The 24,080-nt window shown below is 58.4% G+C and carries 19 protein-coding genes; 12 read left to right on the top strand and 7 right to left on the bottom strand.

The annotated features are described in order from the left end of the window. Positions 1-152: 152 nt before the first annotated feature. From EDC23_RS00245 to EDC23_RS00235, 3 genes are read right to left on the bottom strand one after another with little or no spacing between them, the layout of a single operon-like run. Positions 153-1,142 (bottom strand): homoserine kinase, encoded by a 990-nt coding sequence (locus tag EDC23_RS00245; RefSeq protein ID WP_134080271.1) that lies wholly within the window; start codon positions 1,140-1,142, stop codon positions 153-155. 42 nt (positions 1,143-1,184) lie between these two features. Then, complete coding sequence (locus EDC23_RS00240) at positions 1,185-1,520, bottom strand: DUF2782 domain-containing protein (protein WP_134080270.1); 336 nt, start codon at positions 1,518-1,520, stop codon at positions 1,185-1,187. A 12-nt stretch (positions 1,521-1,532) separates the two neighbouring features. Next, on the bottom strand, positions 1,533-2,252 hold the full coding sequence (locus tag EDC23_RS00235; protein ID WP_134080269.1) for an LOG family protein: 720 nt from the start codon (positions 2,250-2,252) through the stop codon (positions 1,533-1,535). A 134-nt stretch (positions 2,253-2,386) separates the two neighbouring features. Here EDC23_RS00235 and polA point away from each other — a divergent pair, with 134 nt between their 5' ends. The 3 genes from polA to EDC23_RS00220 all read left to right on the top strand — a co-directional run bounded on the left by polA (position 2,387) and on the right by EDC23_RS00220 (position 7,062). Next, complete coding sequence (gene polA, locus EDC23_RS00230; protein WP_134080268.1) at positions 2,387-5,104, top strand: DNA polymerase I; 2,718 nt, start codon at positions 2,387-2,389, stop codon at positions 5,102-5,104. A 90-nt stretch (positions 5,105-5,194) separates the two neighbouring features. Next, positions 5,195-6,574 carry an L-serine ammonia-lyase gene (locus tag EDC23_RS00225; protein WP_134080267.1) on the top strand — a complete coding sequence of 460 codons (1,380 nt, stop codon included), beginning with the start codon at positions 5,195-5,197 and terminating at the stop codon, positions 6,572-6,574. A 137-nt stretch (positions 6,575-6,711) separates the two neighbouring features. Continuing rightward, positions 6,712-7,062: a DUF1622 domain-containing protein gene (locus EDC23_RS00220; RefSeq protein ID WP_134080266.1), complete on the top strand. Its 351-nt coding sequence runs from the start codon at positions 6,712-6,714 to the stop codon at positions 7,060-7,062. A 30-nt stretch (positions 7,063-7,092) separates the two neighbouring features. On the opposite strand, the gene EDC23_RS00215 is transcribed toward EDC23_RS00220, so the two are convergent. After that, complete coding sequence (locus EDC23_RS00215; protein ID WP_134080265.1) at positions 7,093-8,025, bottom strand: TauD/TfdA family dioxygenase; 933 nt, start codon at positions 8,023-8,025, stop codon at positions 7,093-7,095. A gap of 431 nt (positions 8,026-8,456) precedes the next feature. On the opposite strand from EDC23_RS00215, the gene EDC23_RS00210 reads away from it, so the two are divergent. Next, positions 8,457-10,316 (top strand): hypothetical protein, encoded by a 1,860-nt coding sequence (locus EDC23_RS00210; protein WP_134080264.1) that lies wholly within the window; start codon positions 8,457-8,459, stop codon positions 10,314-10,316. Between the two features lie 137 nt (positions 10,317-10,453). Next, positions 10,454-12,457, top strand: coding sequence for a BCCT family transporter (locus EDC23_RS00205; RefSeq protein ID WP_134080263.1), 2,004 nt, complete (start codon positions 10,454-10,456; stop codon positions 12,455-12,457). Positions 12,458-12,685: 228 nt separating this feature from the next. Here EDC23_RS00205 and EDC23_RS00200 read toward each other — a convergent pair whose 3' ends face one another. Then, positions 12,686-13,984, bottom strand: coding sequence for a hypothetical protein (locus EDC23_RS00200; RefSeq protein WP_134080262.1), 1,299 nt, complete (start codon positions 13,982-13,984; stop codon positions 12,686-12,688). 305 nt (positions 13,985-14,289) lie between these two features. Further along, positions 14,290-14,922, bottom strand: a complete 633-nt coding sequence (gene yihA / locus EDC23_RS00195; RefSeq protein ID WP_134080261.1) for a ribosome biogenesis GTP-binding protein YihA/YsxC — start codon at positions 14,920-14,922, stop codon at positions 14,290-14,292. A gap of 190 nt (positions 14,923-15,112) precedes the next feature. On the opposite strand from yihA, the gene EDC23_RS00190 reads away from it, so the two are divergent. The 4 genes from EDC23_RS00190 to ccsB all read left to right on the top strand — a co-directional run bounded on the left by EDC23_RS00190 (position 15,113) and on the right by ccsB (position 19,825). Next, entirely contained in the window at positions 15,113-15,418 is a 306-nt protein-coding gene (locus EDC23_RS00190) for a c-type cytochrome (protein ID WP_134080260.1), read from the top strand. Between the two features lie 46 nt (positions 15,419-15,464). Next, positions 15,465-16,079: a c-type cytochrome gene (locus EDC23_RS00185; RefSeq protein WP_134080259.1), complete on the top strand. Its 615-nt coding sequence runs from the start codon at positions 15,465-15,467 to the stop codon at positions 16,077-16,079. Between the two features lie 324 nt (positions 16,080-16,403). Continuing rightward, positions 16,404-18,479 (top strand): cytochrome c biogenesis protein ResB, encoded by a 2,076-nt coding sequence (locus tag EDC23_RS00180; protein WP_134080258.1) that lies wholly within the window; start codon positions 16,404-16,406, stop codon positions 18,477-18,479. A gap of 20 nt (positions 18,480-18,499) precedes the next feature. Then, entirely contained in the window at positions 18,500-19,825 is a 1,326-nt protein-coding gene (gene ccsB, locus EDC23_RS14220; protein WP_134080257.1) for a c-type cytochrome biogenesis protein CcsB, read from the top strand. A gap of 207 nt (positions 19,826-20,032) precedes the next feature. Here ccsB and EDC23_RS00170 read toward each other — a convergent pair whose 3' ends face one another. Then, on the bottom strand, positions 20,033-20,536 hold the full coding sequence (locus tag EDC23_RS00170) for a Crp/Fnr family transcriptional regulator (RefSeq protein WP_134080256.1): 504 nt from the start codon (positions 20,534-20,536) through the stop codon (positions 20,033-20,035). Between the two features lie 128 nt (positions 20,537-20,664). Here EDC23_RS00170 and EDC23_RS00165 point away from each other — a divergent pair, with 128 nt between their 5' ends. The 3 genes from EDC23_RS00165 (at position 20,665) to EDC23_RS00155 (ending at position 23,918) form a co-directional block, all read left to right on the top strand. Beyond that, positions 20,665-21,315 carry a thiol:disulfide interchange protein DsbA/DsbL gene (locus EDC23_RS00165; RefSeq protein ID WP_134080255.1) on the top strand — a complete coding sequence of 217 codons (651 nt, stop codon included), beginning with the start codon at positions 20,665-20,667 and terminating at the stop codon, positions 21,313-21,315. Positions 21,316-21,393: 78 nt separating this feature from the next. Then, complete coding sequence (locus EDC23_RS00160; protein WP_279585908.1) at positions 21,394-23,064, top strand: acetolactate synthase large subunit; 1,671 nt, start codon at positions 21,394-21,396, stop codon at positions 23,062-23,064. Positions 23,065-23,075: 11 nt separating this feature from the next. After that, positions 23,076-23,918 (top strand): endonuclease/exonuclease/phosphatase family protein, encoded by an 843-nt coding sequence (locus EDC23_RS00155; protein WP_134080253.1) that lies wholly within the window; start codon positions 23,076-23,078, stop codon positions 23,916-23,918. The last annotated feature ends 162 nt before the right edge of the window (positions 23,919-24,080 follow it).

Here is a 24,080-nt window from a genome sequence, read left to right as displayed (position 1 = left end):
AACAGTTTCTGCTAATATATGGGGAGCCCGCCCATGCCGAAAAATGCAACGGACCGGAAAAATCCCGCCATTTCGTCCACAAAGTTATCCACAAGTAAAGAACAGGGCCGGGGGACGAGTTACGAGGGCCGAGGCAGGGGGTGTACCGAGGCTCAATAAGCCTCGTCCCTCGTCCCTCCGTCGTCCCTCCCGGCGGGGTGAGCGAGCGACAGCGAGTCCCGGGAGGCGATACGCCGCGCCAGAATACGCCGAAACACCCGGGGATCCTTGGTGTGGGTGATCTCCCCGGCGCGGGGGAAGTGCATGTCGTAGAGCCGCGAGAGCCAGAAGCGCAGCGCGGCGGCGCGCAGCATCACCGGCCAGGCTTCCTGTTCGGCGTCGGTAAACTCCCGCTCCTGACGATAAGCTTCGAGGAAGGCTTCAAGGCGAGGCGCATCGAAGTGGCCGTTTTCGTCGCAGCACCAGTCGTTCACGGTCACGGCCACGTCGTAGAGCAGCACATCGTTACAGGCGTAATAGAAGTCGATGATGCCGGTCAGCTTGTTACCGGTGAACAGGGCGTTGTCGCGGAACAGATCGGCGTGGATTACGCCGCGCGGCAGCCTGTCGTGGCGGTGTTGCTTTTGATAGGCGATCTCGTTGTCCAGCAGTTCGGCGTCCTCGCCATCGAGCCGGGGCAGCACCTGCTCGGCGGTTTCCACCCACCAGTGGGGGCCGCGCTGGTTTTCCCGGTAGCCGGTAAAGGACTGACCGACGACATGCAGATGACCGAGCGCCCGGCCCAGCGCGGCGCATTGCGCCTGGTTGGGATTATCCACACTCTTGCCTTCCAGACGGACGACCAGCGCGGCCGGTTTGCCGTTGAGGGTACGCAGATAGTGGCCCTGATCGTCCGCCTCGGGATGGGCACTGGGAACCCCGTGTTCGGCCAGGTAGGCCATCAGGTCGAGGAAATAGGGCAGCTCGTCTATCGACAGCGCCTCGAACAGGGTCAGGACATACCGGCCTTGTGTGGTGGTGACGAAATAATTGGTGTTTTCGATACCGGCACTGATCCCGCGATACTCCACCAGTTGTCCCAGTGAGTAATGGCGCAGGAATGTTTCAAGCTCGTCGTGCTCGACCTTTGTATAAACCGACATATCAGGATTCAGCCAGACTCGTTAGTGTAAAGGGTCGCCCTGTTACCAGCGTTTAAGGATCCATTGGTTAATGGTGGGGGGATCCAGTTCATGTTTCCGGGTTTCCAGATCGCCATCGCCATCGGTGTCGATAAAGTAGTAGGGCGGTCCCTGGTCCGGCGTCACCTTCACATAACGCAGCTGGCCGTGGATACGCACTTCTTCGATCACGCGATCTTCGCGGCGAATAATCGTCACTTCCGGTTGGGGAACATCCTCATAATCCTCCAGCTCCTCCGGCAGGGGGGGCGGCGGTGGCGGGGCGTCGGCGGCGGCGTGCAGGGACCCGGCGGCCAGCGACAGGCTCAGTATAAGGAATAAAACAGTGCGTGGGTTCATCGGTTAACCGCCTTACAGGTCGAGCATGATCTCGGCTTCTTCGGCCGAGGGCTCGAAGCCGCTGTATTCATAATGTTTAAAGATAGCATCCAGAATCGCCTCGGGCTCGTCCAGTATCTGGATCAGATCGAGATCCCTGGCATCGATGGTGCCTTCGTCCACCAGGGTGGTGCGAAACCAGTCTAGCAGGCCGGTCCAGAACGGGGCATGAACCAGGATAATCGGGATGCGGCGCGACTTTTTGGTCTGTACCAGGGTCAGGATCTCGGCCAGCTCGTCCAGGGTCCCGAAACCGCCGGGCAGGACCACATAGGCGGCGGCATATTTGACGAACATCACTTTGCGCGAGAAGAAGTGGCGAAAGGAGAGCGAGATATCCTGATAGGGATTGCCCCCCTGCTCGTGGGGCAGCTGGATGTTGAGCCCGATACTGGGCGACTTGCCCTCGTAGGCGCCCTTGTTGGCCGCCTCCATGATACCGGGCCCGCCGCCGCTGACCACCGAGAATCCGGCGTTGGACAGGGTCCGGGCGATCTCGACGGTTTTCTGGTAATAGGGGTGATCGGAGTGAGTCCGGGCCGAGCCGAAGATACTCACCGAGGGGCGGATCTGCGCCAGGCGTTCGAAACCTTCGACAAATTCCGCCATTATCTGGAAAATCTTCCAGGATTCGCGGGTCAACATGGTATCGTTGACCGGCAGCATCCCGGGGTGTTTGTGCTTATCGTCCATTATGATCGATCCGGTCCTGTCTTATTGTCGGCGGCGAGTGACCGCAATATCGCGGCCGGCCAAGTATAATGCATCCTGTGGAGCGAGTTCGACAGATTCGGCCACTATTCTCACGTAAGAGTTAACCACTACGCATGTCTGACAAGCAAAACAAACCTTTTATCCTGGTCGATGGTTCATCCTATCTGTTTCGCGCCTATCACGCGATGCCCAAGCTGACCAACTCCAGCGGCGAGGCGACCGGCGCCATCTACGGGGTGATCAACATGATCCGCCGCCTGCTCAAGGACTACCAGCCCGAGCATATCGCCGTGGTCTTCGACGCCAAGGGTAAGACCTTTCGCGACGATCTCTACGCCGAGTACAAGGCCAACCGCCCGCCCATGCCCGATGACCTAGCCGAGCAGATCGAACCCATCCACCAGATCATCCAGGCCATGGGATTGCCGCTGCTCTGCGTGCCCGGCGTGGAAGCCGATGATGTGATCGGCACCCTGGCCCGCCAGGCCGAGGCGCAGGGGATCGAGACCATCATCTCCACCGGCGACAAGGATATGGCCCAGCTGGTGGATGCGCATGTCACCCTGATCAATACCATGTCCGGTTCGCTCAGTGATGTGGAGGGGGTCAAACAGAAGTTCGGCGTCGGCCCGGAGCAGATCATCGACTACCTGGCGTTGATCGGCGACACGGTGGACAACGTCCCCGGCGTGCCCAAGGTCGGCCCCAAGACCGCGGTCAAATGGTTGCAGGAATACGGCTCGCTGGAGGCGATCATGGAAAACGCCGAGCAGTTCAAGGGCAAGGTGGGCGAGTACCTGCGCGACTCGCTGGATCAGTTGCCGCTCTCCCGCGAACTGGTCACCATCAAGTGCGATGTGGATCTCGATGTCACGCCCGAGACCCTCAATCGCGGCGAACCGGACAACGCGGCGTTGCGCGAGTTTTATCAGCGTTATGAATTCAAAAGCTGGCTCAGCGATCTGCTGGGCGAGCAGGCGGAGGCCGGCGACGACAACGGCCAGGCTGAGGGTGGCGACAAACCGGCCTACGAAACCATCCTGGATCAAAACGCTTTCGAGGGCTGGCTTAAACGGCTCAGGGCGGCCGAGCTGTTCGCCTTCGATCTGGAAACCACCAGTCTCAATTACATGGAGGCGGCGATCGTCGGCTGCTCGTTTGCTATAAAACCGGGCGAGGCCGCCTATCTGCCGGTGGCGCACAACTACTCCGGCGCGCCGCAACAGCTGGATCGCGACAACGTCCTCGAACAGTTAAAGCCGCTGCTCGAGGACCCCCGCTATCCCAAGCTCGGCCAGCACATCAAATACGACATGAACGTGCTGGGCCGCTATGCCATTGCGCTGGACGGCGTGGCCTTCGACAGCATGCTCGAATCCTATGTGCTGGAGAGCACCGCCAGCCGCCACGACATGGACACCCTGGCACTCAAGTACCTGGGGCACAAGACCATCCACTACGAGGATGTCGCCGGCAAGGGCGCCAAACAGGTGAGCTTCGATCAGGTGGATATTGAGTCGGCCAGCGAGTATGCCGCCGAGGATGCGGATGTCACCCTGCGCCTGCACCGGACCCTGTGGCCCAAACTCGAGGCCATTCCCGCGCTGGCCAAAGTCTTCAAAGAGATCGAGATGCCGCTGATGCCGGTGCTCTCGCGCATGGAACGCCGCGGCGTGAAGCTGGATGTGGCGATGCTCAACAAACAGAGCAAGCAATTGAGCAAACGGCTCAAGGAGCTGGAGCAGGCCGCGCACGAGTCGGCCGGCGAGCCGTTTAACCTCGGCTCACCCAAACAGCTGCAGGCGATCCTGTTCGAAAAGCAGGGCCTGCCGGTGGTGAGCAAGACCGCCAAGGGCCAGCCTTCCACCGCCGAGTCGGTGCTGCAGGAGCTGGCCGATCAGGGCTACGAGCTACCGCAGCGGGTGCTCGAATGGCGCGGCCTGAGCAAACTCAAATCCACCTACACCGACAAGCTGCCGGAGATGATCCATCCCGACAGCGGGCGGGTGCATACCTCCTATCAACAGGCGGTGGCCGCCACCGGCCGCCTCTCCTCGACCGAGCCCAACCTGCAGAACATCCCGGTGCGCAGCGAGGAAGGCCGGCGCATTCGCAAGGCGTTTGTGCCGGAGAAAGGCTATCGCATGCTGGCCGCCGACTACTCGCAGATCGAGCTGCGCATCATGGCACACCTGTCCGGCGATAAAGGTCTGCTCGACGCCTTCAAGAATGGTGAAGACATCCACCGCGCCACCGCCGCCGAGGTGTTCGGCGTCGAGCTGGACAAGGTGAACAGTGAACAGCGCCGCTCGGCCAAGGCGATCAACTTCGGATTGATCTACGGCATGTCGGCCTTCGGCCTGGGCCGTCAGCTCGGTATCGATCGTGGTCAGGCGCAGGAATACGTGAACCTCTACTTTGCGCGCTATCCCGGCGTTAAACAGTACATGGACGATATTCGCGAGAAGGCCCGCGAACAGGGCTACGTCGAAACCGTCTATGGCCGCCGGCTCTATCTGCCCGAGATCAACACCAGCAACCACACCCGCCGCCAGTACGCCGAGCGCACCGCCATCAACGCCCCCATGCAGGGCACCGCCGCCGACATCATCAAGCGCGCCATGATCACCCTGGATGCGGTGATCGAAAAAGAGCAACTGCCGATCTGGATGATCATGCAGGTCCACGACGAACTGGTCTTTGAGGTCAGGGAGGACGCCGTCGACGAAGCCACAAAAGTTATCCGCGACAACATGGTCAGGGGTGCCGAGCTGTCGGTGCCGCTGGAAGTGGATGTGGGTATCGGTGACAACTGGGACGAAGCGCACTAAGGTTTAAGCTGCAAGCGGCTCCGGTTTTTTATACGGAGTCAGCGAAACCATCGATCAGCCTGTCGATTCCTGACAGGTCGGAGAGCGTCAATGTTTATCAGCGTCCTGGATCTGTTCAAGATCGGCATCGGCCCTTCCAGCTCCCATACGATGGGTCCGATGGTGGCGGCAAAGGGTTTCCTGAGCAAGGTAAAGGATTATTCCGCGGGGACGGGTGATTCCAACGGCCTCTCTGTTCGCTGCATCCTGAAAGGATCGCTGGCCTATACCGGCAAGGGCCACGGTACGGATCGGGCGGTGACGCTGGGTCTGCACGGTTATGCGCCCAGAGAACTGGCTTCACAGGATGTGGACCGCCTGGTGAGTGAGCTCTGGCAACAGGCGTCGATCGAGTCGAAAGATTTGCCCGTGATCCGCTTTTCACCCGCGACGGATATTGTTTTCGATCAGGGCGAACCGCTGCCCGAACACCCTAACGGGATGATCTTCGAGTTGCGGGACCCGCAAGACAAGGTGCTGGTGTCCGAAACCTGTTTTTCCATCGGCGGCGGGTTTGTCAGTACGCTGGCCGAGATCAGCGACCTGGAAGCGCCGCTGAAAATGGCGTCGGCTTCCGACTGCCCCTACCCGTTTGATTCCGCGCGCTCGATGCTGGCCATGGCCGCGCAGAGCGGGCTGTCGATCGCGCAGATGAAACGGGCCAATGAACGGGTCTATCTGAGCGACGAAGCGCTTGATGCCGGGCTGGATGCGATCTGGCAGGCGATGCGCACCTGTGTCGAAACAGGGCTGGCAGCCGAGGGGCACTTGCCCGGTGGTTTGAATATCCGCCGGCGGGCCCGACATCTGTACCGACAACTTGAAGCCGAACCGCACAATGCGAGCCTGAACGACTGGCTGTCGGCCTACGCTATCGCGGTGAACGAGGAAAACGCCGCCGGGCACATGGTGGTCACCGCGCCGACCAACGGCGCGGCCGGGGTGATTCCCGCTGTGCTCTATGATCGAGTGGTGCACGACGGGGCAGACGCCCCGGCGATCCGGGACTATCTGCTGAGCGCCGGGGCGATCGGCGGGATTATCAAGCATCGCAGTTCCATATCCGGGGCCGAGGTCGGTTGTCAGGGCGAGGTCGGTTCGGCTGCCGCCATGGCGGCAGCCGGGTTGTGCGCGCTGCGCGGCGGCACGGCGCAACAGATCGAAAACGCGGCGGAGATCGCCCTGGAACATCACCTGGGCATGACCTGTGATCCGGTCAACGGGCTGGTGCAGGTGCCGTGCATCGAGCGCAATGCCTTCGGGGCGATCAAGGCTCACGCGGCGGCCTCGCTGGCGATTCGCGAAAGCGGCACACACTTTATGCCGCTGGACAACTGCATCGCGGCCATGAAACAGACCGGACTGGAGATGTCGCACAAATACAAGGAGACCGCCCTGGGCGGCCTGGCGGTCAGTCTGACCGAGTGTTAGGTCAGGCGGGCGGCTTCCAGGTAACTTTATATACCGAATGACAAATCCGGGGTCTGTGTCACACTGAATCAATCCGGTTTTTAATCAATGCCCGGTAAGTAATTGGGTTGGCGAAGCAGGGTGAAGGAGCGTGGATTATGTCCGATGCGATCAGGTTGATTGCCGAGTGGAGCGTGTTGCTGATCGAGGCGCTGGGGATCGCGATCATTACCCTGGTGGCGATCTACGCCCTGGTTCAGGCCCTGCGTCGCCTGTTTAAGGAAACGGAACGTGAACCGATCTTCCAGGAACTGCGCCAGCGGGTGGGTAGCGGCATTTTGCTCGGACTGGAGTTTCTGATCGCGGCGGATATTATCCATACCGTCGCGGTCGATCTGACATTCTATTCCGTGGGCGTGCTGGCCGTGGTGGTGCTGGTGCGAACCTTCCTGAGCTTTACCCTGGAACTCGAACTGACCGGCCGCTGGCCCTGGCAGGCGCAGCGATAACGCAACCTGTCCGGGCTGGCGGTATTGTCGTTACAGCGTATAGGTGTCTGCGATGGACGTGCCGGCCAGGCGATCGAAATACCGGGCGCGGTAATAGTGGCGCTTGTGGGCGGCATCGTCGGTGAACGCGGCGCGGTCATGCAGGACGTTATTGCTGATCAGCCCCATTCCCGATTCAAGTCGGCCCCGGAAGATATAGGGTGAGTCGCTGTGGAGGACCTCCTCGAGATAGGCCAGCGCGTCGCGGCTCAGCGGATCGTCGGCCCACATCACGTTGTTGACCCGGATGGTGTAGCGCATGTGCAGATCGCCCGAGGGCAGGATGCTGAAGACGGGCCCGGCGACCGCCGGACGGGCCACCGTGCCGCCTTCGTCGATCCGGGCGGGAATGGTCATGATCCGGGGGTTCATCAGCGCCCGGATATACTCCGGGTTTTTGTCGCGCAGCAGAATGTAGGCGAGCTCGTGATCCAGCAGGGCGTTGTGGCCGCCGGTGGCGGCCTGTTGTACCACGTGCAGATTCAGGGCGCGGATCTGCCGGTTGGGGGCGTTGTAGTAGCCGTCGGTGTGCCAGTTGATCGCCCGGTTGGTGTAGGGAATGTAATTCTGGCGGACCCCTTCGTCGCGGACGGTCAGGGAGGTCAGGCCACTCTCGTCGGCCAGCCAGTTGTGGTTCAGTTCGTGCAGGCCAAAGCGGCGACCCAGCGACAGGGGGATCTCCGGATCGGGATCGGTGCCGGTTTTGCTGAAATAGAGCGCCATATTGGCCTTGCGACAAAGCTGTAACAGGGCGGTGTGTTCGCTCTCGCTGAGGGTGCGGGGATCGTTGATTTCCACCAGCAGATCACCCAGCGTCTCGGGATAGTCCAGAAGTTTTTGCTCGCGCCAGCGCAGATAGCGATCCTCATTATCCAGACTGAAGGGGCTGGCCAGGGGATCCGGACGGTGTTGTGGACGGGACATGGGACGCCTCGCGGGTCGGGTTTGGGTGGCTGACAGGTCTTCTCCAAGCATAGCGAAGCGGATCGGGCGGGCATTGACGAAGATCAAACCGGCGTACATTTCGAGCCAAAAAACGGTGTGGTGTCACCCGGAACCGGCTCACGCTAATCCGGCATGTTTAGCAGGGTCGTAACGAAACGACGTTTACAGGTGTCCATTACGGTGGCCGACTGCATCGCTCACCGGCTCCGCCTTGCTGCTGCTTTTCGCCTTCGGGCATGCCGGTCGCGCGCAGGGCCGGCGCCGGATGCCACGGGCGGTACAGAACCGGCTGGTGCCGGCACGTTGATTCGCTATCTTTGTGCTGTGGCACGCTTTTGTTGTTGTGAGGACATGGTACAAGTTGAAATAATCCGCTTAACTTCTTCTGCGCATATTACACAAGGATCCTGGTGAAACTCCCCTGGCGTAAAAATAAAACAGACGAGGATGAACTGATCGGGCTGGATCAGGAACGCATCAGCCTGGAGCGGGTCGGTCACAGCCGTATCGACGAGGCGGTGTCGAGCGTGCGCAAGACGCCCTGGAGCCTGACCCTGTTGCAGTTGTTGTGGACGGCGGGACCGGTGACCTTTCTGGCCATGGAGGGCGGCTATTATCTGGGTTTCGGGCATGCCGCCCCGCTAGAGAACTTTGTCTTTTTTGCCGCCTATACGCTGATCCTGGGTGTGATCGGTTTGCTGGCCCGTTTTGTGGCGATAGTGTTGCGTGGCCGGCGCCAGGACGATGCCCGCGAGGTGTTGAGCAAGACACTCGATTTGCTGCCGGATCTGCTGTTTGAGAGTCGCGATGGTGTCCTGCAGGCGCTGACGCCGGAGGCCCGGCGACTGCGTGCGGCCGGGGCGCTGTTGCATGAGCTGGATCTGAGTCCCGAGAGCGTGGCACTGGCGGTGCGGGAGCTGACCGGGGATGCCAGCCTGGCCGAGATCACCGAGCAGATCGAGATCTACCGGCGCCTGGGCCTGCGCAGCCGGGTGCAGGATCTGATCCATGCCAGCGCCGAGGCCCGGGCGGCGGCGCTGGAAAAGATTCACGCCACGGCGCCGGACGAGGCCGATCTGCTGCGCGATCGTCTGACGGGCGTGGCCCCGTCTTTTGAACACGGCGTGCCGCGGCGGGACAACTTTCTGGGCGCCATTTTCTCCGCCGCCGACGAGCACAACCTGGATCTGATGGCACTGGAAGATGTTCAGGAGCTGCTGGTGCTGGTCTTCGAGTTGCTCAGCGGCCGCGAGATTACCCGGCTGGTGATCGATTACGAGGGCGGTTGGCAATTGGTGCGCAGTCTGGACGAGGTGGAGGCGGCGCGCAGTCGCTACAGTGTCAGTCAGGCGATGGCGCTGAGCCGTTTGCATGCCCTGGCCGCCCGGCTGATGGACTATCCGGAGCTGGGCCTTGATGAGTCGGTGAGCGGTCTGGCGCCGGAAGCATTATTGACGCAATTGACCGAAGGGCTGGAACGGCTGGTGTCGCGGGGACGGCCGGACGACCGGACCCAGCTGAAAACGATTCTGGAACAGGTGCGTCAGAGTCGCCGCGCCGTTGAGGAGCTGCATAAATGGCGGGAACGCTATGTGCGGGATCTGCGGCGCTGGGAAGAGTTACGTCGCCGCTCTTCCCCGGCAGAAAAACGCTTTGCATTGCCGCACCGCCGCGCCCGCGGCCTGCGCATTCGCGAGGATTCGATTGTCCTGGATGATGCGCAGAAGATCGAGATTGCCCGTCAGTTTTGCAACTATCTGCGGGATCTCGGTTATCAACATAGCGAGGCCGGCCTGCAGCGCGGGGGGCGGCCGTTGCAGGCGGAGGATCTCAAGCGTCTGGCGATTCGTCTGGCCCTGATTCTGCAGCCGTATGTGCAGCTTGCCGATGCCAGTGTCCAGCGGGCCATTTACAGCAGTCGCGCGGCGTATCTGGGTGGACTGGAGACCGGCTTCAGCGCCGATGCCAAGGCAGGGCTGGGGGCGGCCGCGGTCAGAGAGGTCCAGGAGGATCTGGGTAAGAGCGCCGAACATCTGGCGTTGCGCATTACCCGTGTGTACCGCTTGCCATTAAGCGAGTCGATGATCGATTTTCTGGTGGCGCAGTACCATGCCAGCCGCGAACGGCTGGAGGTCATTGCCGCGGCCCCGATGGACGAGACACCCTATTCCAGTCACTTCACCGCCGAGCTGCTCGGCCTGTCGATGGATTCGGGGCGCTGGCGGCGAATTACGCAGCGCCTTGAACAGCTGTTGCAGGACTACGCCTGAGGCAACCGAACGTCTGTAAGGCGTGAAAATTGAACCTCTGGCGTCCCTTTAGCCGGGTTGTTGTTCTGTTCGGGCGCGTTATACTCGCACGATGTCGCGCTGTGGCATGCGGTGTGGCCAGCTATTAGGAGGGAGATGTGAATAATAATAATCCGGGCGCCGGGGCCGGCGCCGAAAAAAAGAAATCACAAATCAACCCCCCGGTTTTTTATGGTTCCGCCGTCCTGATTCTGGCATTCGTGATCTTCGGCGCCACGGTGCCGGAGTTCGCCGGTGACGTTTTCAATAATGTCCAGCAATGGATTATCGACACCTTCGGCTGGTACTACCTGCTGGCGGTAGCGGTATTTCTGGTGTTCAGCATCGTGCTGGCCTTCAGCTCCTATGGCCAGATCAAACTCGGACCGGATCACTCCGATCCGGATTACAGTTATCTGTCGTGGTTCGCCATGTTGTTCAGCGCCGGCATGGGGATCGGGCTGCTGTTTTTCGGTGTGGCCGAACCGGTAATGCATTTCAGCAGTCCGCCGGTGGGCGAGGGGGGCGATGCCGCGGCGGCGCGTCAGGCGATGTCGATTACTTTCTTTCACTGGGGGCTGCATGCCTGGGCGATTTATGCCGTGGTCGGTTTGTCGCTGGCCTATTTCGGCTACCGGCACAATCTGCCGCTGACCATTCGCTCGTCGCTTTATCCGCTCATCGGCGAACGCATTTACGGGCCGATCGGCCACGTGGTCGATATCTTTGCGGTACTCGGTACCATGTTCGGCGTCGCCACCTCACTGGGGCTGGGTGTGCTGCAGGTCAACGCCGGCCTCAATTACCTGTTCGAGATCCCGCAGTCGGTACCGATGCAGATCGGGCTTATCGCGGTGATCACCGTCTTTGCCACTGCCTCGGTGGTGGCCGGGCTGGATGCCGGTATCAAACGCCTGTCGGAACTGAATCTGGTGCTGGCGATCCTGCTGCTGTTGTTTGTGCTGATCGTCGGGCCGACCCTGTTCCTGCTGCATACCCTGGTCCAGAACACCGGGAGTTATCTCAGTGACCTCGTGGACATGACGTTTAATCTGTACGCCTACGATCCTACCGGCTGGATTGGCGGCTGGACCCTCTTCTACTGGGGCTGGTGGATGGCCTGGTCGCCGTTTGTCGGCATGTTCATCGCGCGGGTCTCGCGCGGGCGCACCATTCGTGAATTTATTCTCGGGGTGTTGTTCGTGCCGGTCGGCTTCACCTTTATGTGGATGACCTTCTTTGGTGGCACGGCGATCAGCATGGAGCTGGGCGAGCTGGCCGGGGTGGTGTCGGATGCGGTCTCCGAGGATGCGTCCATTGCGGTTTTCGCCATGTTCGAACAGCTGCCCTGGTCGATGCTTGCCTCGGGTATCGCCACGCTGCTGGTGGTGACCTTCTTTGTTACCTCGTCCGATTCGGGCTCGCTGGTGATCGATATTATAACCTCCGGCGGGCATACCGATCCGCCGGTGCGCCAGCGGATATTCTGGGCGATCAGCGAAGGGGTGGTGGCCTCCGTATTGCTGCTGACCGGCGGCCTGGCCGCCCTGCAGACCGCCTCCATCGCCGGGGCGCTGCCGTTCAGTGTGGTTATGCTGTTTATCTGTTACGGGCTGTGGAAAGGGTTGCGCATGGAGGGGATGAAGCGTCTGGCCTTTGATACCGTGCCCCCGACGCCGATGGTCTCGTCGAACCGGGTCCAGTGGCAGCAGCGGCTGAAAAAGCTGATCAGTCATCCGAAAAAAGGCGAGGTGCTCAACTTTTTGCGCAGCACCGTCAAGCCGGCGCTGGAGAAGGTCGCCGAAGAGATTCGCAAGGTGGATACGGATGTCCAGGTGGAGCTGGATGAAGGGGAGAAGAGTGTCGAACTGCGGGTCAAACACGGCGAGGAGCCGGAGTTTACCTACGGGGTGTATGCCGCCGGCCATCTGTTGCCGACGTTTGCCTTTCCCGAGTTCGATGTCGCCGGACCGGATGCGAGCAAACGCTACTACCGGGCCGAGGTCTATCTGGCCGAAGGCAGCCAGCATTACGATATCTGGGGTTATGTCGAGGAGCAGGTGATCGGGGATGTATTGACCCAGTATGAGAAGCACATGCACTTCTTGCATCTGACCCGCTGAGGGAGGTTGTCGGGCGGGTTTGTCGATTTGTGATCCGTGCCGGAACTAATCCCGTTGCGGCGTGTCACAGTTAATGAGCGCAGTAATGCGCTTATTCCCGCAACCCTCCCTGTAGTGGGAATTAAAAAAGTCCGGTTTCCCCAAGCCGGACTATTTTGAAGGCCCCGGACGGCACTTTATCCCCACTTCGTCCGGGGCATTTTTTTGCCCGTTCAATTCCCGTCCTGACTAGAAGGCGGCGTCAAAGCCCAGCAGCAGATAATTCTCATTGCTCAGGTGGCCGGTCCAGTAAGTGCCGCGCTTGTCGACCTCGCTCTGCAGATCGGCGTTGAGCTCGATCACCCCCTTCACGTTGCGCATGAAGTAATAGGAGGCCGTGTAGGTCAACGTCTCCATGGCAATGCCTTCATAAATGGTATCGGTGTTCTCCAGATCCCCGGCATCGGCGTAGTTGTAGAGCAACGAATGGGCCCAGCGCGGGCTGTGGATGTAGTCGATGCCGACAAAGCCCCCGAACCAGTCGTAAGTCTGGTCGGCTTCGATAAAGCCGTCCCATTCGTTCCACAGGGCCTGCGCGAACCAGTAGGTCTTGTTACCGAGTTTGCCGTTGAAATCGAGGCCGACGATGTTTTTGTCGGTGTCGCGGTTGCCGCTGCCGGTGCCGGCATAAATTTCATTGTCGTGATCCGTGAGGGCATTTTTCTGCTGGCCGCTGAAACCGAACAGCCCCGCCGAGACCGGGCCGATGTCGCCGCCGATGCGCCCGAACACCGATTTGGACGTGTCGTTATCGAACATATGGTCGGAGCGTTGATAGCCGGGGCTGTTGATGGTGACGTTTTGCTTGATCCCGTTGCCGTTGACCAGGCCGACGGCCAGATCCAGCGGTCCGGCGCGGGTGTCGAAGATGGTGCCGCGGTCATAGGTGATCCCGGCCATGCGATAGGCCATGTAGTCCTGGAAGGTGAGCCGGGTCTCGCGCGGGAACATCAGATCCGAGACCTGGAACTGGCCCAGCATCATGCCCACCTCCGAGCCGAACACGGCGTCGTGGGAGAACCAGGCGTCCTCGACGATGGTCTCGCCGTTGCCGCCCTTCTCGGCAAAGATGGCGTAAAAGTAGTAGGTAATGTGCTCCGACAGTGGCGCGCTGGAGAGCAGCTTGATCAGATAGGGCGACTGGAAATCGGTATCGACTTCGGTGGTCTCGCCGCTCTCTACATCGATCGCCTCGGCATCACGCGCCTGGGCAAAGCCTTGGGCGCGGAACGCCACCGGCGGGGTCTTGGCCAGGGCCAGCATGTCGTCGCCGGTGACCACGCTGTTGTCCTTCCAGTTGGGCAGGCGGAAGTTGGAGTCGGCAAAACTTTCCCCGAACTCGTTCAGCCTGGGAAAGGCGCTGTGGCAGGTGGTGCAGGACATCTGGTAATCGCGGGCGAAGACCGGCATGGCATTCGCCTCGGGTAGTAACAGGATCAGCAGCAGCAAACTGCCGAGCACCGTGTGCAGCTGGAATCGTTTGAACATGACAAATCTCCCCGTTGAAGTGGCAGTGCGGCAGTCGCCTCCCGCGGCCCTCCGGGCAGGATTGGCTGACTGTACGCAAAGTCTAGCGGGGTTTTCTGAAATGAAACTGAAACGGGAGAGGGAATACAGATTTAACAAACGTTCACAATCGCCGCCTGTTGGCGGGGCGTCGAAGGCACTAGGCTGTAAACGTCTGACCCCGCTTTACCCAGAGCGGGATTCAAGACCCGGTCCCCAATGCCGGGCGAACTTGACCCCGGAATGATGCAATTCCCCACATCCCAACCCCTGTTCCGGGGTTTTTTTTATTTCCCTTGAGCGGGATCAAGGTCCAGCCAGCGGCCTATCACGTGTAATGCCTCCTCCAGCCCCTGTTTTTTGGTGGCCGAGAAAAGTTGCAGGGAGACCTGCGGGTAGTCGGCCAGCTGTTTGCGTACTGCCAGCAGGGTGTTCTGGGCCGGGCCGCGTTTGAGCTTGTCGGCCTTGGTCAGCAGGATATGCACCGGCAGGTCGGCATAGCGACTGAATTCGAGCATTTGCCAGTCATAGTCGGTCAGCGGGTGACGGATATCCATCAGCAGGATCAGGCCGGCCAGGGATTGGCGCTGCTGCAGATAGGTGGCCATGGTCTCGCCCCACTGGCGCTGGACGGCCTCGGGCACCCGGGCGAAGCCGTAGCCGGGCAGATCCACCAGCCGGCGCTGGTCGTCCAGGGCGAAAAAGACCAGATGCTGGGTGCGCCCGGGCGTCTTGCTGGTGCGGGCCAGGGCCTTGCGCCCGGTCAGGGTGTTGAGCGCGCTGGATTTGCCGGCATTGGACCGCCCGGCGAAGGCTACCTCAAACCCGCTGTCCGCCGGCGCCTGGTGCGGTTGCGGGACGCTGAGCAGGAAGCGGATTTCGGCGTAGGGGCGGCGTAAGTGGTTGAGTTGGTTGCTCACAGGGCTCAATAGTGGGTTTCGTGGTGACTGTAGGGTATAATGGACCGTCTTGACCAGGGTACGGCCGACTGATATATAGTCAGCCGCTTTAAATATACACGGGATTCTAGCATGGCGAACTTGGTGATGGCGTCATGGTCAAAGTTTTATCTATATCATCAACATAAGCTTCAAGTTCAGGAGTAGACAAATGAAAAAAGTAATTACGGGTACTGTCGTATCACTGGCCATGCTGGGTCTGGCTTCCGTTGCCCAGGCCGCCGGGGGTCAGAAGGTTTATCAGGACGCCTGTTTCGCCTGCCACGGCACCGGTGCCGCCGGCGCGCCCAAGCTGGAAAAGAGCGCCTGGGGCGATCGTCTGGAGAAAGGCAAGGACACCCTGTATGATCATGCCATCAACGGGTTCAAGGCGATGCCGGCCAAGGGCGGTCGTGCGGATCTGAGCGATGCGGATGTTAAGGCCGCGGTTGATTACATGCTCACTGAAGTCGAGTAAACACCGAACAAGTTTGTCAATAATCGCAAGGTTGGTTTAATCACAAATGAAGTATACAACGCTCGTTAGTATTCTCGCGGCTTCCCTGTTCGCCCCGTCGGCCGCTTTCGCGGCCGACGGGGACGCCGAGGCGGGAGAAGCCAAGGCCCAGTCCTGTGTGGCCTGTCACGGGGAGAAAGGTGACAGTAAAAATGCCGATTTCCCCAAGCTGGCGGGTCAGCACGCCGGCTACACTGCCAAGCAGCTGGCGGATTTTAAACAGGGCGAAACCCGCTCTGATCCGATTATGGCGGGTCAGGTAGCCGGGCTGAGTGAGCAGGATATGGCGGATCTGGGTGCCTACTATGCCGAGCAGTCCGTGAGCATGGGGCAGGCCGACGAGGAACTGGCGAAGCTGGGCGAGAAAATCTACCGCGGTGGCAATCCCGACAGAGGCGTCAGTGCCTGTATCGCCTGTCATGGTCCGACCGGTAACGGTAATCCGCCCGCGAATTTTCCACTGTTAAGTGGTCAGCACACCGATTATCTGGTGAAGGCCCTGGAAGATTTTCGTGACGGCAAGCGCACCAACGACCAGAACGGGATGATGCAGGATATTGCTTCGAATATGCGTGATCGGGAAATCGAGGCGGTTGCCTCCTACATTTCCGGCCTGCACTGATGTCTCCCCCTGAGGGTGCTCGACAAACGAAGTAATAAAAAGGGCGGATTTCCGCCCTTTTTTGCGTGAAGATACAGACTTTTTCCGATCCCGGGAACTTACACCGCCGGGCGGTGACTCATAAACTGGGTAACGGCCCGTCGGTGGCCGCAAACGACAATTCTAAATAATAACATTAACAGTCGCCGGGTCTTGTTCAACAGTATGCAGTATGGCTCCGGCACAGTGAAGCGGATGGCTCCCTTCTCCTGAATGATCCCGCGGTTAAATTTACCGGGATGTGTGATAGCGTGACCCCCAAATTGATAGTTAGATTGGCGAGAGATGGTAAATAAATCCAAACAACAAAAACCGGTCCGCCTGTGGCTGGAGTTCCTCGGTTCCATGAATCTTGCGATTACCATACTGGTGGTGGTCGCTGTCGCCTCGGTGATCGGGACCGTCCTGCAGCAAAACCAGCCCTATCAGGATTACATCATCAAGTTCGGCCCTTACTGGCACGAGATTTTCAAGGCGCTGGATCTGTACGATGTCTACAGCGCCCTCTGGTTTTTGCTGCTGCTCGGCTTTTTGTTGTTGAGCACCAGCGTTTGTATTTATCGCAATGGCCCGTCGATGCTGCGCGATATGCAGCACTACCGCCTGACGATGAAGGAAAAGTCCCTGCGGGTGATGCGCAATTTCCGCGAGTGGACGCTTGACGACGCGCCTGAGTCGGTAGAGAGGACCTTTGCCGGTTACCTGAAGAACAAAGGCTACCGGGTGCGCCGCAAGACGGCGGACGGGACCACCGTCATGGCGTTCATGAAAGGTCATATGAACCGCCTGGGCTACCTGTTCACCCATGTGGGTATCGTGGTGATTTGTGTGGGCGGGCTGATGGACGGCAACCTCAATTTGTCAGCGAAAGAATGGCTGGGCAACCTCAAACTGGAAACCCGGGACATCTCCGCCAGCGAGGTGCCTGATGTCAGCCGGCTCGGCCCGGGTGATAACTGGTCCTTTCGCGGCAGTATTACCCTCCCCGAAGACAGCGTCAGCAACCTGGTATTTTTGAATATTCGCGACGGCTATCTGGTGCAGGAGCTGCCGTTTGCCGTGGAGCTCAAGGAGTTTCGGGTCGAATATTATGATTCCGGTCAGCCCAAGTCGTTTGAAAGTGATCTGCTGATTCATGATGATCAACTGGATGAGCCGCTGGAGGAGACAATTGCGGTGAACCATCCGCTCATCTATCGCGGGCACGCGATTTATCAGGCCAGTTTTGCCGACGGCGGAACCAGTATGGAGCTCACGGCCTGGCCGTTGTTCGATTCGGCTTCCGAGCCGGTGGAGCTGGAGGGCAAGGTCAACGCCCAGCGCGAGATTGAGACGCCGGACGGTACCATGGCGATCGAGTTTCAGGATTTTCAGCAGTTTAATGTTTTCCCCGCCGAACAGGTGACCGAGGCCGGTGAAGTGGAACACGGCGGCGAGGCGGTTAGCGGCAGCGATATGGTCCGCGGCGGCGAAATGGGCCGCAGTGACAAGAAGTTTGTTAATTTCGGGCCCAGTTTTACCTTCAAGCTGCGTCGTCCCAGCGGTGAGGCGCGGGAATATGTGAATTACATGGCGCCGGTGGAGCAAGAAGGGCGTTATTTCTTTTTAAGCGGGATGCGTGAAAGCCAGGCGGAGCCTTTCCGGTATTTGCATATTCCGGCCGATGACAAAATGTCTATCGATCGGTTTTTGCGTTTTCATAGCTGGTTGAATGACGAAGCGCGGGTTCGCCATGTTGCGAAACAAAGTGCCAGTCAGGCCATGTCCTCGGCGGATATCCAGGATGAAGCCATGCTGCAGAACATTGTCACTTCCATGGTGCGTCTGACCAACGAGTTTGTCCGGGGTGGCTATCAGGCGATCGATCAACGTATTCGTGAAACCGTGCCTGAACAGCAACAGGCACAGGTGGCGGAAACCTATCTGAAGATCCTCAACTCGGTGCTGGAAAACATGTACTGGGAACTGCTGGAGGATGAGGGCGCGGTCTCCGAGGCGGGTATCACGCCCGAGCAGGATCGCTGGTTCGAGGACGCGATTAATGCCCTGGCATCCATGGGGCCTTATGGTTCGCCGTTCTATCTGCAGCTGAGTGATTTTGACCTGCGCGAGGCCTCCGGCCTGCAGATCACCCGTTCCCCCGGTAAAAATGTGGTTTATCTCGGTTGCGTGATGTTGATGGTCGGTATCTTCATGATGTTTTATATTACCCATCAGCGGCTGTGGGTGATGATTCGCCCGGAAGGCCAGGGCAGTCGTGTTATGCTGGCCGGTATGGGTAACCGGAATCAGCGTGATTTCAACAAGGTTTTCGATAGTCTTGGCGATGAACTGGATCAACATTATTCATCGCGCCAATAACGACAGACAGGTGACAGCATATGGCGGTAACCAAGGAACAACTGAACGAGAACTTCGGCAAGCAGTCATTTTTTAAACAGCTGAGTCCGTTCGACTGGATATGGGCGGCGGTCCTGCTGTTCGGTGCCGGTTTTGCCTGGAACAAATACTCGGCCCTGATGGATCATTACGAGGTCGGTATCCTGTTCGGTACCGCTCTGGCGTTGATCGCCCTGGGCTGGTACTGGAAGGCGACCCGCTATCTGATGATCGCCATCGCCGCTGTCAGTCTTTTCGCTGTCAGCCTGTATGGCAATGATCTGGGACAGGCCGAGCAGAACTTCTTCCTCATGTTCCTGTTTTCCAGCCAGTCAGCGACCATGTGGATGAGCGCCCTGTTTGTCATGGCCACGGTGGTCTACTTTGTCTATCTGGTCAGGCCCAATGAGTTTATCGGGCGCATCGCCACGGCCATGGTCTGGGTCGCCACCACGATGGGTTTTGTTGGCCTGATGGTGCGCTGGCGCGAGTCCTACCTGATTAGCCACGACATCGGCCATATCCCGGTCAGTAATCTGTACGAAGTCTTTATCCTGTTCGCGATCATTACCGCGTTGATCTACCTGTTTTATGAGGCCCGCACCCGGACCAAGGCGATGGGGGCATTTGTGCTGCTGGTCATTTCCGCCTCGATCGCATTTTTATTGTGGTATCACTTCGAAAAAGGCGCGCATGAAATCGAACCTCTGGTGCCGGCGTTACAGAGTTACTGGATGAAAATCCATGTCCCGGCCAACTTTGTCGGTTACGGCGCATTTGCCCTGGCTGCCATGCTGGGTGTGCTGTACCTGATCCGGGAAAATGCAGCCAGGGGAGGTGGGACCTCGAAAATCTGGATGGTGGTCATGAACCTGGTGGGGCTTGGTATTCTGGGTTATGCCCTGTTCTTCGTATCCAGTACCGTCAATACTCTGATCTTCGTGGTTTCGGCACTGTTCCTGCTGGCCATCTATTACCTGAGTATCCAGAAGCAACGGGTACTGAGCTATTTCCCTCCGGCGGAAACCATCGACGAAGTGATGCACAAGTCCATCGCCCTGGGGTTTGCCTTTTTCACCGTCGCCACCGTCCTCGGTGCCATGTGGGCCGCCGAAGCCTGGGGTGGTTACTGGTCCTGGGATCCGAAGGAGACCTGGGCGCTGATCGTCTGGCTCAACTACGCCGCCTGGCTGCACATGCGTCTGACCAAGGGCTGGCGCGGTGCGCCACTGGCCTGGTGGGCCATCATCGGCCTGTTCGTCACCACCTTCGCCTTCCTCGGGGTGAACATGTTCCTCTCCGGCCTGCACTCCTACGGGGAGCTGTAACATTTTTCCCGCCCTCTGCTAACCAAACGCAGAGGGCGCGGAGGCGCAGAGTCGCGGAGGAAAAATTATGTTGTCAGCGGTTTTTACGATGGAAGGGACCGCCGGGCCAGACTGACATGATGAAGCGTTATCATATAGTTATTGGTCGCAACTCCCCGAGTCCGATTCACAGAACTCCGCGTTGACTTTCCGGTGCTGAGCGAAGTGTTAGCGGAGTGGGCCGTTGCCGTACATGTACTGATTGAAGCTGGCAATGTCCACGCTCAGCCGGCGGAACAGGTGGTCCAGGCTGATAATGGCGTGTTCCAGCAGGTTGACGGCGATGAAGGGGTGCTCGACGCGCAGGCGGTTGTACATGGTGCGGGTCAGCTTGAGCAGTCGGGTGTCGCTTGCGCTGGCGCGGATTCGGGCGGAGCGGGCCTGGCGGTCAAAAAAGGACATCTCGCCCATGACCTCACCTTCCATGAGGCGCCCGATCTCCAGATCCTTGCCATGATCTTCAAAAAACAGGACCACTTCACCTTTTATAATAAAGAACAGAGCCTCGCCGACTTCACCGATATCCGCGATAATCGCATTTTTGTTGAAAAAGACCGGTTCGGTGAACTCCATCAGGGTTTTGACTTCATTTAAAGTGAGTGATTCACATAGGTGTTGCTGGTTCAGAAAGTCGGCAATGTCGATCTGTTTGGCAGGTTTTTTCGTTGGCATGGCAATCTCCTCATTGTGCAGGGCGTAGCTTAACGGATGCGTATTGTAAGGGGAATCGGCGGGCTGTTACTTGCTTCGCGCAGTGAGTTTGAATAGTCTGATAATCAGTGGTAATAGAGGAGTGATTAATGAAGGCGATTTTACGTATATGGGCACCGATTTTAGCCGCAGCGCTGCTGATCCCGGCCACGGCGATGGGGGAATATGCCGAGGGGATCGAGTACCGGACCATTTCTCCGGCGGCGAAAACATTGACCGACAAGCCCCGTGAGGTCGTGGAACTGTTCTGGTACGGTTGCCCGCACTGTTATAATTTCGAGCCGAAAATCAACAACTGGGTCAGGAACAAGCCGGAAAATGTTGGCTTCGAACGGGTGCCGGCCGTGTTTATGCATCCGCGGACCGGGAAACCCAACCCCAAATGGGCCTTCCATGCCAAGCTGTTCTACACCGCCAAGCTTCTGGATGTGCTTGACGATATCCACGGCCCACTGTTTGAGCGGATCCATGAGAAGGGTCAGCATATTCATACCAGCGATGAGGCGGAAGCTTTTTTTGCCGAGTTTGGCGTCGATGCCGAGAGCTTCAATAACACGTTCAACTCATTCGCGGTGGACAGCAAGGTACGCCGGGCGATTGAGCTGACCAGGCAATATGGCGCCGAAGGTGTCCCGACACTGATCATCGATGGCAAATACAGAACTGATGGTCCCATGTCGGGAGGCCACAATCAGATGCTGGGCGTGGTGAAGCAGTTACTTGATACCGACGCCGAGTAAGAGTGTCAGCATCGCATCGTATTCCGGCGGTCCCGGCTACGGCAGATGGCGGTGAAGAGGACGTAGCGATGGCCGGGGATGACCGGAAATCGGTGTAAACAGCAGGAGATAGAGTCAATGAAAGCCGCGGAACTGTTCGTACGCTGTCTCGAAAACGAGGAAGTCGAATACGTTTTCGGCATCCCCGGGGAAGAGAATCTGGATGTCATGGACGCACTGCTGGATTCGGACATTACCTTCGTTACCACTCGCCACGAACAGGGCGCGGCGTTCATGGCCGATGTTTACGGGCGGCTTACCGGCAAGGCCGGTGTTTGCCTCGGAACACTGGGACCGGGCGCGACCAACCTGTTTACCGGCGTGGCGGATGCGAACATGGACCATGCGCCACTTGTGGCAATAGCCGGCCAGGCCAGCACGCACCGTCTGCACAAGGAGTCTCATCAGGTCCTCGATCTGGAAGAGATATTCCGTGCGATTACCAAATACTCATCGCGCCTGCTTAGCCCCGATATCATTCCCGAGGTCGTACGCAAGGCTTTCAAGGTAGCGCAGACCGAAAAGAGCGGTGCCTGCTTTATCGAGTTTCCGGAAAATATTGCGGAAATGGAGATCGATGAACAGCCTCTGCCGGTCAGTTACCCGTATCCGCCCGAGCCCCCGGGCGAAAAAGTGGATCGGGCCGCGGATCTTATCTCGCGGGCCAAACACCCGATTATTCTGGCTGGCAACGGCGTAATCCGCAGCCGTGCCTGGCAGCAGCTGGCAGACTTTGCCGAGAGAATGCGGATTCCGGTGGCCAACACTTTTATGGCCAAAGGGGCGATTCCGTTCAAGCATTCCATGGCACTGGGTAGCGCCGGATTGCAGGCCAATGACTATGTCAGTTGCGGTTTCAGCAAGGCCGATGTAATTATCTGCGTCGGTTACGATCTGGTTGAGTACCATCCCTATCTGTGGCACCCGACCAGGGACCGGACTATTATTCACATCGACAATTCTCCGGCCGAAGTCGATGCATTCTATCCTGTTAGCGTTGGCGTGGTCGGCGATATCAAGCATTCCCTTTTGCGAATTATGGAGGTGGCCAGTCCGCACACCGGTACCGCGATGAAGAGTCTGCGCAGTGCATTGATCGAGGACATGAACCAGCACAAGGATGATGTTAATCTGCCGCTCAAGCCGCAGAAGATCATCTGGGATCTGCGTACAGCCATGGATATGGAGGATATCGCCCTGTGTGATGTGGGCGCGCACAAAATGTGGATGGCACGCATGTTCCGCTGCGAATTTCCCAATACCTGCCTGATTTCCAACGGGTTTGCCAGTATGGGTATTGCCTTGCCCGGTGCGATCGCCGCCAAGCTTGCCTTCCCGGATCGCAAGGTAGTCGCGGTAACCGGGGATGCGGGATTTTTGATGAATTCCCAGGAGATTGAGACCGCGATGCGCATGCAAACGCCGATAGTTATCCTGATCTGGAATGATAATGGCTACGGTCTGATTGAATGGAAACAGATGAGCAGCTTCGGCCGTAAGTCACATGTTGATTTCAATAATCCGGATTTCGTCAAATATGCCGAGTCCTTCGGCGCCAGGGGTTATCGAATTGAAAAAGGCGAGGACTTGCTGCCGACGTTGAAAACCGCCCTGGCCGATAACACGGTAAGTATTATCGACTGTCCGGTTGATTACAGTGAGAATCTCAAGCTCACCCAGAAGCTGGGTGAGATGATTTGCCCGATATAGATTAAGCAATCATGCCAAAACCCATTGAAACCGAACCCGGGGCACAAGTACTGAGAATACTCAGTTACAACGTTCAGGTCGGGATCAAAACCAGTCGGCCCCATCAATATCTGACGGGCAGCTGGCGGCATCTTTTACCTTGTGCCAAGCGTCTGGGTAACCTGGACCTCGCTGCGCAGATGATGAAGGACTTTGATATCGTTGGTGTACAGGAAGTCGATGCCGGCAGCCTGCGCAGCAATTTCATCAACCTGACCGAATATCTGGCGGAACAGGGCCGATTTCCCTATTGGCATCATCAGGTCAATCGGCGCTTCGGGCGCCTCGCCCAGCACAGTAACGGCCTGCTCAGCCACTTTCATCCCACCGAAGTCACGGACCTTCGACTGCCGGGACTGATTCCGGGAAGACAGGCCATTCTCGCCCGCTATGATTCGGGCGGTGACACCCTGGCGGTGATCGTGGTACATCTGGCGCTCAGCCGTCGCGCGCGATTTATACAGATGAGTTATCTGGCGGATATCGTCAACCGCTTCCCGCACGCGATTATTATGGGCGATATGAATTGTCGCCATGACAGCAAAGAGATGCAGTACCTGATTAGCAATACCCGGTTGCACGAACCAATTGAAGGATTGCATACCTTTCCGAGTTGGCGGCCGCAACACAATATTGATCATATCCTTGTTACCTCTGAGTTAACGGTGAGCGAAGTCAGAGAGCTTGAACATTTCGGCTCGGATCATCTGCCCATGATGATGGAAGTTTGCCTGCCGAAAGGGATGGAGTTTCACCGTTATCAGCGCCGCAAGCCGGTGATATTGAATGACTATCTGCGTGACCATGATGGTTGATTAAATCAGTAGGCTTTCCCCGCTCAAAGTACCGGCTCCGATCCGGGATAACTGCCTGTACCGTCTTGATCTTTAATAAACCATATAAACTTTGTCTTCCTGTATGCAAAACAGAATTGATCGCTTTATCCCGGAAAGAGAAATGTGTGTCAGCCCTGCGTA

Source organism: Thiohalophilus thiocyanatoxydans, from assembly GCF_004366735.1.
GTDB classification, from domain to species: Bacteria; Pseudomonadota; Gammaproteobacteria; order UBA6429; family Thiohalophilaceae; genus Thiohalophilus; species Thiohalophilus thiocyanatoxydans.
Note: the sequence above shows the minus strand (reverse complement) of the source record. Positions and strands in the feature narration are given on the sequence as shown.